This window comes from Winogradskyella luteola, from assembly GCF_019203985.1.
Taxonomy (GTDB): Bacteria; Bacteroidota; Bacteroidia; order Flavobacteriales; family Flavobacteriaceae; genus Winogradskyella; species Winogradskyella luteola.
Genome location: NZ_JAGSPD010000019.1, coordinates 22,026 through 34,616, shown reverse-complemented (window position 1 = coordinate 34,616; position 12,591 = coordinate 22,026). Strand labels below are relative to the sequence as shown.

Sequence of the window (12,591 nt, the reverse complement as noted above, 5' to 3'; positions counted from 1 at the left end):
TATATGTTCCTAAAGATTTGGAAGTGAGATATTCGACCTGGAAAAAAGACATTAAAGACAATGTAGCAGAGAAAAAATCTTGATGTATTGTGCATTAGTACCAATAGAAAATAAGCCATTTTGGAAAATATTGTTAAAAAGCCATAACAAATAAGCAATAGCACCTACCCAATACAAGCAGGGTTTAAGTACCCGAAAGAGGAAACGAAATTACTGATTTTAACAATAAAGAATTCAACAACTGGGTTGAAAAACAAATAGAAAAATATTCATAACTAAGGCAAATAATACTAAACAAATTGAGCTAATGCAGAAAACAGAAACACCCCAAGAGATTATTGAAAGACTAAACATTGACAGTAGTCAATCATCAGAAAAATTTCAACATTTATCAAATGAGATACTTGTTTTCTTAATCAAGAATCTTCGAGCACTAGACAGTTTGGAAAAGGAAATATACGAACGAAGTCTGGACTTGAAAAATCCAAAAGAGCCAAATCAAGTTCAGCCTGGTGAAAAGGAATTATGGAAAGAGTACACTATGCGATATAGGGAAATTACATCTCTAATTTGCATAAAACCAAATGATTGGCGTGGTCGCTCTTTTGGAAATCGACCAAAGTATGATTATTTAAATTATCCAGACACAAGGTTATTGTTTATAATGAAGTCAGCGAAACGAGCTGTTGTAGAAACATATTTCAATTATGCTGTAAAGGAGAAAGAGCAATTTATATTAAAAAAGGATGGAGACCATTGGAAGATTGATGTGAAAAAACATGGTTTTCAAAGCGAAGAAAAATGGTATACGGTTAAATTTTTATAAACCAAAAATGGCAGCCACTAACAAGAGATGTACGTAAAGTAGGGCGATTTGGCAAATTTAAAATAAACAAAATAGCGGTTTAATAGTGAAGTGCTTAGAAACCCCGCTAATATTCATACACAAGACAGTTCTAAGTAATTATAGTAAAAGATGAAACAAAAATTTTGGATTGAAGAAAAAAGCCCAAAGAAGTTTTTAATGAATTCATCAAAACTGAGAACCCAAACAACCCAACATTTTGGGATATTTTTGCATCATATCACCCTAATTATGAGCTTTTTATTCCTGCGGAATTTTCAGCTTGTCGTGTATTTGCAAAAGTCCGTGCTAACCCACGCAACTGTTCATAGCCGAGACCGCAACCAATTAAAGCAATGAGTACAATACAATTTCTTTATAAAGGATATAAACCCCAAGAGCGGTTTATTAAAATATTAGAAAATTATATTCTACCTCAAATAGAATTTACCACTTTTAAAATCCTCAAAACTGGGTCCACTTTAAAAAGTGAACAGAATGATTTCGAATGGATAGTTTAATTTAATGGGCAGCGTTATAATACCGCTAGCGGAATGTGCATATTTAATCCAAGTTTTGAAGTCCGCAATAGTAATTATCGAAAATATTTAAAAAATAACCCAGCTCTAAATCATGGCAATACCTTAGGGAAAATTGGAGAAACTAAAGGGAAACACCATTGGGACAGCACTCTCTTTGCGTTGGATGGTTCAAAAGCCAATTTTTTGAAAAGTGTGGACTTCTCAAAAAAAGATAATATTGAGCTTTCTAATGAAATAGCAAAGAATATATCAACTGTAGGTTTCAGATTCTTTCATATGATGTCAAACTTTGATGGCATTTTAAATTTTTATCTTTCAGGATATAGTTCAACGTCATACCAAAAAGCACCCATGCTCATCGATTTGTGCTATCTATACAATAGGACAGAAAAGCTCGAGTTAATTTTTAACTGGTTTTCCCAAAAAGAGAATAGATATCCTAATCACTGGTTAGAAAAACACATGATGATTAGAAAGAACAACTACCTACAACACAATATATAAACAACAGCGATTTAACTAATAAAACAAAAGTATAAACATGAAACACCAAATAAGGTATACAACTAACAGCGTAAATCAACGTTAACCTGTAGCCATATTTTAGGACTAGACAATATAAAGCAACAAAATCATTGAACAAGCAACAGATAATAGACATAGCACTTAAAGAACTAAAAAACCCAACTAATGAGTGGAGTATTATACTTTTAGAAACACACACATTCATAGAAGAAAATGGCAAAATAAAAATCACCCGAATAGATTTAGACGCATTTAACTATAAGAACGATAAAATAGCTATAGTATATGTGCCAGTAAAAGATGAAAGATTCCATTTTGCGATTTGTGTTGACATACATTTAAAAAAGGTGAATGGCATTTACACTGAATCTTGGAATAGAGTTAATTTCTCGGCAATGTCAAAAACCTATAGTGGCGAGGTCTTAAAAAGTTTTACAAAAATAGAACCAACTAAAATTAGAAATAAAGGGGATGTAGCCATTAAAGGCAGTTCAATAAAATATAACTATAGTAGTTTAACTATTAGCATAGATTCTTACCCAGAAAGTGTTCTAGAGAAGATAAAAAAACTAGTAAACATTTTAAAAACTGACACAGAGGGCGTACAAAAATTAGTAGAGAAAGCAAATGCGTCTATAAGTGTAGTAATAGAATATCATATTGGCACGGGAAACCTCGGGGAATTAAGCCTTAATGCAAGCTTAATAAGTGAAATAAGTAATTTAGAAGTACCCATTGGTTTTCATTTTTTAGCGAGTGGAAAAACAATGCCAACCCCTATCGAAAAAGAATATATAAATTCAACGAAGAGAAATGGCAATACCCAAAAAAGGAACAAGAAAAATAGTAGTTAATAAGCTAAACTTTAGATGGTTAATCCGTAAAAAAGCTACCTATACTCAGTCCGACTATGGAATTGGAAAATTGCATGTAGCCATTGAACTAGAAGAAAACCCCGGAACGAGTCTATTTATATATACAGACCGAAATCACCCAAAGGACATCGGTACCGAAATTGTTAATCCAGTAAAGCCTTCTGATATTGCTAAATGGATTCAACAGGCGTTGGAATTAGGATGGAACCCTTCTAAAAGTGGAACCCCATTTTGCACTAAAACCATAAACGAAAAAATGGAATTAGAATAAAAATACTGTACACAACGGTTTGTATATTAACGTGAGTTGATATAATAATAGAACACCCAAGGTATAAAAGATTGATTGTCAATTCGAGTGATTTCTGAGGAACGAAGAAATTGTATCGAGAATTATTAAAAAAAACAACTTCTCGATACATTTTTCTCTTTTGGGTCTAAAACACACTCGAAGTGACGATTCCAACTACTTAAATAACAGCATTTTAAATTATACGGTACTTGAATCTTATGCCGAACTCACGTTATATTACGTATGCTGCCCTCGGCAAGCAAACACAGCATAAAAGGAAAGTTGTACGTAATTTTGCCCGTCTTGAATAAAGTGCTAGAAAAATGTGCTAACTAAATGTAAAATAACCTCTTATTCATTAAAAAAACAGCGTTTATCAAATATATAGGGACACTTATCAATTTGTTTGTTAATGTTTGCACTGCAACATGTAGAAACTTAAATGCACTTGTATGTTCCTTGCTGGTTCACTATCTATATATAAGTCTGCCGTCAATTTATGGGTTTTATTAATTAGCTTAAAATAAAGTCTTATTTTTAAGCGCTTATTTATAAAAAATATACATGAAAAAAATATTGGTAACAGGTGGAGCGGGATTTGTAGGGTCACATCTGTGCGAACGACTACTCAATGAAGGTAATGAGGTCATTTGTTTAGATAATTATTTTACGGGCTCAAAACGCAATATCGAACACTTAATGGACCATCATTATTTTGAATTGGTACGACACGATATTACCAATCCATATATGGTTGAGGTAGATGAAATATATAACTTGGCCTGCCCAGCGTCACCGGTACATTACCAGTATAACCCTATCAAAACAGTGAAGACTTCCGTAATGGGAGCCATAAACATGTTGGGTCTTGCAAAACGGGTTAAAGCTAAAATTTTGCAAGCTTCTACAAGTGAAGTCTATGGCGACCCAACAGTGCACCCACAACCAGAAAGTTATTGGGGGAATGTCAACCCAATTGGTCAAAGATCTTGTTACGATGAGGGCAAACGTTGTGCGGAAACCTTATTTATGGATTACCATAAAGAGAATAATGTAAAGATTAAGATTATTAGAATATTTAATACTTATGGACCTAGAATGCACCCACAGGATGGAAGAGTGGTATCTAATTTTATAGTTCAGGCCTTAAAAGGTGATGATATCACAATTTTTGGTGATGGAAAGCAAACTAGAAGTTTTCAGTATGTAGATGATTTAATTGAAGGTACACATCGTATGATGAATTCTCGTGATGGTTTCACCGGGCCGGTCAATATCGGTAATCCGGTTGAATTCACCATGCTTCAATTGGCAAAAGAAGTTATAGATTTAACAGGTTCTAAATCCAAGATAACTTACCTGCCATTACCTCAAGACGACCCGATGCAACGTCAACCAGATATAAGCCTTGCAAAAAAAGAATTAAATGGTTGGGAACCTAAAATTAATTTGCGCGAAGGTCTTGGGCATACCATTCAATATTTTGACACGCTATTGAAAGAGTAGTTTTTTATAATCGAAATTAGCCTTTAGCTTTAACCTACACCCAATGTGTATATTTTTCTTTTACAAGATGGAGTTAGTATTAACTATTTTGAGTTAATCATTTAAATTCGGTATCTTGTAGAAAGTAACATGCCATCTATGCCGTATTGGGTTTCAACTCTTTTATTAATCTTAGCGATTTATATTGCTATAAGTATAGCACTATACTATTTGCAAGATTATATGTTGTTTAAGCCCGAAAAGTTGCCCAAAGATTTTCTATTTGATTACGAAAACCAAGAAACCAAGGAGTACAACCTAGAAACCAGAGATGGAGCGATAATTAATGGTTTACGGTTTTTTCCCAAAGGAGAAAGTAAGGGTATTGTACTATACCTCAAGGGAAACTCAAAGAGTATCAAAGGTTGGGGGAAATTCGCTGTAGACTTTACAAGACATGGTTATAATGTGTTGATGGTCGATTACCGTGGCTTTGGAAAGAGCACAGGAAAACGTTCTCAAAAAGCCATTAAACGCGATTTGCAATTGGTTTATAATAAAATTAAGGAACAAACCACCGAAGACCGAATTATACTTTACGGTCGTTCATTGGGCTCTGGTTTTGCAGCAAAACTCGCTTCTTTAAACAATCCCAAAATGCTCATCTTAGATGCTCCATATTATAGCTTAACTAAAGTTACGGCACGTTATGCATCTTTTATGCCTTTGTCCTTATTGATAAAATATCCGCTGCCTACCTACAAATGGTTGAAGTACGTAAAATGTCCGATACATATTATCCACGGTACGCACGATAAGCTGATTCCTTATAAAACGAGTGTAAAATTAGCACAGATACAGCCTAAGCTAACCAAGTTGCATTCCGTTATAGGTGGTGGACACAAGAATTTAAATAATTTTGAAGCTTACCACAACATGCTAGATGAAATTCTTAATAGCCAACCCAAAACCATTGATTTAGAAACTACAAGTATTAATGTTATTCACTCATCAAAAAAAACGAAGAAAAAAGTTTAAAAGATTTATTATAATTCTTTTAGGTTTATATGCTATGATAGGATCTGCACTTTATTTTTTTCAAGAAAAAATTTTGTTTCTGCCAACAACTTTACAACAAGATTATCAATACAGTTTTAATTATCCTTTTGAGGAATTATTTCTAAAGACTGAAAAGGATGCCATCATAAATGCACTTCATTTTAAAGTTGATAACCCTAAAGGTGTAATTCTCTATTTTCACGGTAATGCAGGAGATTTAAGCCGCTGGGGAAATATTACGGAATACTTTGTGAAGAAAAACTACGATGTATTGGTTATGGACTATAGAACCTATGGAAAAAGTACGGGGAAGCTTAGTGAAGCAGCAATGTACAACGACGCAAAATATTGCTATGATTATCTTTTGGGTCATTATCCTGAAACAGAAATCACTTTATACGGAAGATCTCTGGGCACAGGGATCGCCTCATATTTAGCCTCAAAGAACAGCCCCCAACAACTTATTTTAGAAACCCCTTATTACAGTATTTTGGATGTTGCCAAGCATCGATTTCCTGTGTTTCCTGTAAAGCAATTGTTGAGGTACCATTTCCCAACGTATCAGTATTTGATCGACGCCAAATGTCCAATAACTATTATTCATGGTACAGAAGATGCTGTGGTACCTTACACCTCAGGTAAAAAACTTTCAGAATTAAATATTGAAAAATTAGATTTCATTACGGTCGAAGGAGGAGGACATAATAATCTTATTGAGTTCGATGCTTACCATAAGGCAATAAAGAATGTCCTAAAATAAAGATAAAAACACAAAGTAAAAGAGTTTAACTTTTATAAGTAGTTGGTTTAAAAGATTAATACATCAATTAATATTTGGAGCTGTTATAAAGTTAACATTTTTTGTATTCATAATTATGAAATAAAGTTTAATCAATTTATAAATAACGGGTTATAAAATTAAAAAAGGCTTCAAAGTCAATTTGAAGCCTTTTTTACGTAATTTATTTTCAGTTAGCCCTTGGTTACAACAACTTTTGGGTCTAAAACATTATTGATACGCTCAATGGCATCTGAAATATGCATTCTACTCATGGAGTCGCCACCTCGAGCATTTCTTAGTTGAGAGCGTAATGTTTTTAATTCAGCTCTTACAACTGCTCTAATATCTGACTGACTTGTATTAACGGCAGTGGATTTTTGATAACCGCCAAATGCAGGAGCTTTTCTTTGGTCTTTAGCTGTCATTAAATAGGCTAGTCTGTCAATATGCGCTCGTTGTAGGTTACGTCTGTAGGTATCTATTTTTTTGCCACTACGAAGCTCACTCCAAATGCCTTTGCGTAAATCGCTCATCATCTCAGTTAAAGCGTACGTATTACTATCGTAAGTATGCGCTTCAATTAAACGTTGCATTCTTCCTAATCGCAAAATATTATTCAATGTTCTAGATTGTAACGCCCTAACACGCTCAACTGAACCTGAGTATTCAATACGGTCAAAAATAGTTTTATCAATTAACCAATCTGGTGTATCAAACAAGTTATCTTGAATGAATTGCATCGCTTCTTTTTGATGTGCTTTAGGCACAGCTGTATATACCGCTCCATCTTGGTCGGCAGTTTTATAATGCTCATAAACCCCACCAATATTATTAGAAACATGCCCCATGTAACGGTTAAATTGAGATATAACATGCCCATACATTTCTTGTAAATCGTCATAGTCTTCGCCAGCTTCGGTGGTCCACTCTATAAGGTTTGGCACAATGCGCTTTAAGTTTTTAATACCGTATTCACTTGCTAACATAGCATTGTCTCCCAAATCCTCGGTTTGCGAACTTGGATCGTGTACATCACCAACTTGTTGATGACCAAAACGGTACATCGGATCACCAGCATGCTTTACAATCCATTTGTTGAGGATTTCTTTTTCTTCTTCAGCCGTTTTGTCTAAAATAGGTCTGTAACCCCAAGCAATGGCATATTTGTCGTAGACACCAATATTTGGCATTAAAGCAACACCTTCATCACCAGGCTGAGCTACATAGTTAAAGCGTGCATAATCCATTATTGATGGAGCTGTTCCGTATTTTTGAGTAAACTCAGCATCACGTAATTTTTCGACAGGATATGCAACACTACTTCCCATATTATGAGGTAGACCAAGTGTATGTCCTACCTCATGTGCAGATACAAAACGAATTAAACGTCCCATAACTTCATCTTTAAATTGAGGGCTCTGCGCATCTGGATTAATAGCTGCAGTTTGCACAAAGAACCATCCGCGTAATAAAGACATTACATTATGGTACCAATTAATATCACTTTCTAAAATCTCTCCAGTTCTTGGGTCGCTTACATGGGGGCCATTGGCATTTGGAATTGGTGATGCCAAGTAACGCACTACAGAATAGCGTACATCTTCTGGTGTCCACTCCGGATCTTCTTCTGGAGTAGGAGGGTCCTTAGCAATAATAGCATCTTTAAAACCAGCAGCTTCAAAAGCCACTTGCCAATCTTCTATACCTTGTTTAATATACTTTCTCCATTTTTTTGGTGTGGCTCTATCAATGTAGTAAACGATCTGCTTCTTAGGTACTACCAATTCACCACGTTTAAATTTTTCAATATCTTCATCTTTTACCTCTAATCTCCAACGATCAAGATATGTCAGTGATTTACTCTTTTGATCTTCTAAGCCATAATCTGTTGTGCTACTGGTAAACCAGCCCACACGCTCATCAAAATAACGGCGTTTCATTGGGTTATCTGGGAGTAAAATCATAGAATTATTTATTTCTATAGAAATACTTCCTGTACTCCAATTCGATGGTGGACGACCAGCAGCATACGTTTTTACGTGACGTGCTTCAATATTTCTCGGATAACTCTTTATGTTTTCGATGAAAGATTTATTACTTTCTAAACGCGATACTTTGTAGGGAGTTCTTCTGAATTGTGGCAACCCTAAAGACTTTACATCTTTTTCAAATAAAGGCGTGGCATCAATTACAGTACTTGTTGAATCCTTGCTGTAAGCTTTAATTGGAAAAGTATAGAGAACAGGTTCGAAATTAGAGTTTTTAACAGCTTCGTTAACCGGAAGAGAATCTGCTGCAGTAACATTGTAAGACACAACTCTTAATACTACCTTTTTACCTTTTTTCTCCCAACGTAACACCTGTTCGTTTTGTTTTCCACCTCCAAAACCTAATCCGCTTGCAGTTTTAGAAATACGTGTTACCATTAACATTTCTCTATTAAATAGAGAATCGGGTATTTCATAATAAAACTTATCGTCTAAACTATGTACTGTAAAAAGACCTTCATCACTTTTAGCATCTTTTGTAATGACTTTATTGTAAGGTTTAGGATCATTTTTATCAGGCTTTTTTCCTGATGATTTTGCCGCTTCAGTAGCGTCAGTTTTTTTCGATTTGCTGGCTTTTTTAGCTGTAGAACATGAGAATGCCAAAAAAGCAGAAACTACAAGTAGTAGTTTAAAGGTTAGGTGTTTCAAAATAGTCGGTTTTAAAAAATTTGCATTAAAGTACACATTCTACTACGAATCCAAGTATGGCAAAACCGAATTTAGTATTTATTTAACGCGTTTAGTCTAGGGTGTTTAAATAATCTTGTATGAGTTGAACTCCTTCTGTGTGTTGAATTGTTGTTCCTATAAGTGGCATTCTTGTACCATCAACATCAGAGGAAATTCTAAAATCTATACTAAATCTGCGATTTGCAATATTACTGTCTTCTGCACTTGTTCTAAAAGCGAGGTTTAATATAGATTCATTTTCACAATGACCTCCTGGGATATGGCAGTGAGCACAGTTTATGTCTAAATATGCCCGTGCTCTTGTCTCTAATGACAATGATGTGTCTTCCCAGTTTGGCAGACTTACTGCTACAGACGAACTAGAAGTGATACCGATGAGCTGATTGTTATTAATCAATTGATCTAATTGATTAGAGCCATTCACTTCAAAATTCATTGAGCGTAATTTTGACCCAATCGGGGTCATTTGTTCATAAGTCTTATGGCATGTAAAACAATCCGCATTTGATGGTATTTGATAATCTATAGAGTTAGTCTCTCCTGTTGCATTGGTCCAAGTTATCGGCACTGTACTTCCGTCTAAATCTAATACAGCATCTGTTTGTTCTGCATTCCATTTATAGTCTCCCGTTTCCCATTCACCTTCAAGTTTAATAAGAATTCGCGTTTCAATAATAATTCTTCCCAAGGACAAATCGCGCTCGTCAATATTGTAATAGAATGTTTTAGCAATTACAGTATTATCAGGAAAAACGGGCAAACCATCACCATCAAATTCCATACTTGTGCCATCAGGAAGCGCAATTAAGCGTTGTTTATGAGCATAATCTGTGAAGAGTTGAGAGTTTAATTGGTATTCAAAAGCTTTTGATGAAATATTTAAATCACTCAACTCACCAGAAAACAGATTTAATTCTGATAGATTTGGTCTAAATTCTGCAACTACCGCAGGTGTTTCTGTTGTAAAACTGAATACTTCAGAATACATACTTGGGTTGTTTGTAGAACAAACGACCTGTACATAAACATCATAGCTTGTTGCAGGATTTAAATTCGATAAATCCGTAGATATTGTAGTTTCGGTCAAAGTAGATCCTGTACCTAAAGCAAAGCCCGAAATACCATATTCTATAACATAAGAATTTGCGGCATTTGAATCAGTCCAAGTAATTGTTGCTGAGGTTGTTGTAATATCGTTTGCCTGAATGTTTGTTGCTTCGACACAAGCATCTACTGTATCGTCATCATCATTGTTACAGGAAAAAAATATTAAAACTAGAGTAAAGGCGAGTAGTTTTTTCATTAGGGTAATAAACTATTTAAAACGATGTGAAAATACTAAAAATGAATGAAATAGCAATTTTTTGTCGATCACGAGTTGTATAAAGCTTTGAAAACTTAAAATAAAATGGTAAATCCAGTTAATTTTAAACTGCAATAAGTTAACTTTATTGAAGAGAAAAAAATAACCGTTTAATATCAAAAATCGTAATAAAAAGGAATATTATAATAAGGTTGTTAAGATGTCAATAAAAATAAAACTGTCACACTGAGCGCAGTCGAAATATATTTATAGTAAAATACTTAAGTTTTTCGGATGCACTCAAAATGACATAAACAAAGCCTATTTAGACAGCTTCTTAATTTTAAGAATTTTATTATACGAGTTCAACAAACAATCCGTCATCGGTTTTTTCAACCTTAGTTAGGCCATGTTTACCAAGACCTTTTATGCCTTTATCCCAACCTTTATTACTAAGACCAGACTGAGATTTAAGTTCATTTAAATCCATACGTTTTTCAGGTTTTAAAACCTCAAAAATGGCTTTCTCGTTATCACTTAAGGCTACTTGCTTTTTTTCTGGTCGCATCTGAGGGAAGAATAATACTTCCTGTATACTTTGATTATTGGTTAAGAACATTATCAAACGATCCATACCTATGCCCATACCAGATGTTGGTGGCATGCCGTACTCAAGTGCTCTCAAAAAATCATAATCTATGGTCCCTGTTGCTTCATCATCTCCTTTTTTTGCTAATTCTAATTGATGCTCAAAACGCTCACGCTGATCTATTGGGTCATTAAGTTCGGAATACGCATTGGCAATTTCCTTGCCACAAACCATAAGTTCAAAACGTTCCGTTAATTCAGGGTTTTCGCGATGTTCTTTACATAACGGACTCATTTCTTTCGGGTAGTCTGTAATGAAAGTTGGTTGTATATAATTGCCTTCACATTTTTCGCCAAAAATCTCATCAATCAATTTGCCTTTGCCCATAGTTTCATCAACTTCGACATCCATATCTTTAGCAGCAGCTCTTATCTCATCTTCAGACTTATTGTAAATATCGAAACTTGTAAATTCTAAAATAGAATCGCGCATGGTAATACGCTTGTAAGGTGCTTTAAAATCGATTTTATGTTCTCCAAAAGTGGCCTCAGAAGTACCATTTACGGCGATGGCACAATGTTCTAGAAGCTTTTCACAGAAATCCATCATCCAGTTGTAATCCTTGTAAGCCACATAGATTTCCATAGCCGTAAACTCAGGATTATGGGTTCTGTCCATACCTTCGTTACGGAAGTTTTTAGAAAACTCGTAAACGCCATCAAAACCACCAACAATTAAGCGTTTTAGATATAATTCGTTTGCAATTCGCATGTATAACGGAATATCTAAACTGTTGTGGTGTGTTATAAATGGGCGTGCAGCGGCACCACCGGGAATGGGCTGTAATACAGGTGTTTCTACTTCAAAATAACCTACATCATTAAAAAACTGACGCATGGCATTGAATAGTTTTGTACGCTTAATAAAAACATCTTTTACATGAGGATTCACGACTAAATCGGCATAACGTTGTCTGTAACGTTGTTCAGGGTCAGTAAATGCATCAAATACATTACCTTCTGCATCTACTCTTGGTTGAGGTAATGGTTTAAGCGCTTTACTTAGTAATTTAAAATTTTTAACTAAAACCGTTTTTTCACCAACTTTAGTGGTAAATAACTCGCCTTCAACACCAATAAAATCTCCAATATCTAATAGTTTTTTATAGACATCGTTATATAATGTTTTATCCTCATTTTGACATATTTCATCCCTGTTAAAATAGACCTGAATGCGACCTTCACTATCTTGTAACTCGGCAAAAGAAGCTTTCCCTTGAATTCTTCTAGACATTAAACGACCCGCAACAATCACTTGTTTACCTTCCTTAAAATCAGATTTTATCTGTTTAGATGTGTGGTTTACTGGAAATAAATCGGCTGGATAGGGATTGATGCCCAATGCACGTAATTTTTCTAACTTTTCGCGTCGTACTAATTCTTGTTCTGAAAGTTGCATTCTTATAAATTTTAGAGATGCAAAATTACATTATTTGGTAGAATTTGGGAATAGGTTTTCATATTTACTTCTCGATACAATTTCCTATACTTCGAAA

At 34.6% G+C, this 12,591-nt stretch carries 10 protein-coding genes; 7 read left to right on the top strand and 3 right to left on the bottom strand.

Annotation, left to right across the window (positions count from 1 at the left end; all coding sequences use genetic code 11):
* Positions 1-307: 307 nt before the first annotated feature.
* From KCG49_RS15645 to KCG49_RS15615, 7 genes are all read left to right on the top strand, one after another.
* Positions 308-826 (top strand): hypothetical protein, encoded by a 519-nt coding sequence (locus KCG49_RS15645; RefSeq protein ID WP_218547842.1) that lies wholly within the window; start codon positions 308-310, stop codon positions 824-826.
* A 572-nt stretch (positions 827-1,398) separates the two neighbouring features.
* Positions 1,399-1,890 carry a hypothetical protein gene (locus KCG49_RS15640; protein ID WP_218547841.1) on the top strand — a complete coding sequence of 164 codons (492 nt, stop codon included), beginning with the start codon at positions 1,399-1,401 and terminating at the stop codon, positions 1,888-1,890.
* A gap of 131 nt (positions 1,891-2,021) precedes the next feature.
* On the top strand, positions 2,022-2,765 hold the full coding sequence (locus KCG49_RS15635) for a DUF4279 domain-containing protein (RefSeq protein ID WP_218547840.1): 744 nt from the start codon (positions 2,022-2,024) through the stop codon (positions 2,763-2,765).
* The gene (locus tag KCG49_RS15630) at positions 2,725-3,057 is read left to right on the top strand and encodes a hypothetical protein (RefSeq protein WP_218547839.1); all 333 of its coding nucleotides are present in this window, start codon (positions 2,725-2,727) and stop codon (positions 3,055-3,057) included. The genes KCG49_RS15635 and KCG49_RS15630 overlap by 41 nt, the downstream gene beginning before the upstream one ends.
* 585 nt (positions 3,058-3,642) lie before the next feature.
* On the top strand, positions 3,643-4,584 hold the full coding sequence (locus KCG49_RS15625; RefSeq protein ID WP_218547838.1) for a UDP-glucuronic acid decarboxylase family protein: 942 nt from the start codon (positions 3,643-3,645) through the stop codon (positions 4,582-4,584).
* 138 nt (positions 4,585-4,722) lie between these two features.
* Entirely contained in the window at positions 4,723-5,601 is an 879-nt protein-coding gene (locus KCG49_RS15620; protein WP_218547837.1) for an alpha/beta hydrolase, read from the top strand.
* 34 nt (positions 5,602-5,635) lie between these two features.
* Positions 5,636-6,382, top strand: coding sequence for an alpha/beta hydrolase (locus KCG49_RS15615; RefSeq protein ID WP_256260040.1), 747 nt, complete (start codon positions 5,636-5,638; stop codon positions 6,380-6,382).
* Positions 6,383-6,594: 212 nt separating this feature from the next.
* Here KCG49_RS15615 and KCG49_RS15610 read toward each other — a convergent pair whose 3' ends face one another.
* From KCG49_RS15610 to lysS, 3 genes are all read right to left on the bottom strand, one after another.
* On the bottom strand, positions 6,595-9,105 hold the full coding sequence (locus KCG49_RS15610) for a zinc-dependent metalloprotease (protein ID WP_218547844.1): 2,511 nt from the start codon (positions 9,103-9,105) through the stop codon (positions 6,595-6,597).
* Between the two features lie 88 nt (positions 9,106-9,193).
* Complete coding sequence (locus tag KCG49_RS15605; protein ID WP_218547835.1) at positions 9,194-10,447, bottom strand: fibronectin type III domain-containing protein; 1,254 nt, start codon at positions 10,445-10,447, stop codon at positions 9,194-9,196.
* 355 nt (positions 10,448-10,802) lie between these two features.
* Positions 10,803-12,494, bottom strand: coding sequence for a lysine--tRNA ligase (gene lysS, locus KCG49_RS15600; protein WP_218547833.1), 1,692 nt, complete (start codon positions 12,492-12,494; stop codon positions 10,803-10,805).
* Positions 12,495-12,591 lie beyond the last annotated feature (97 nt).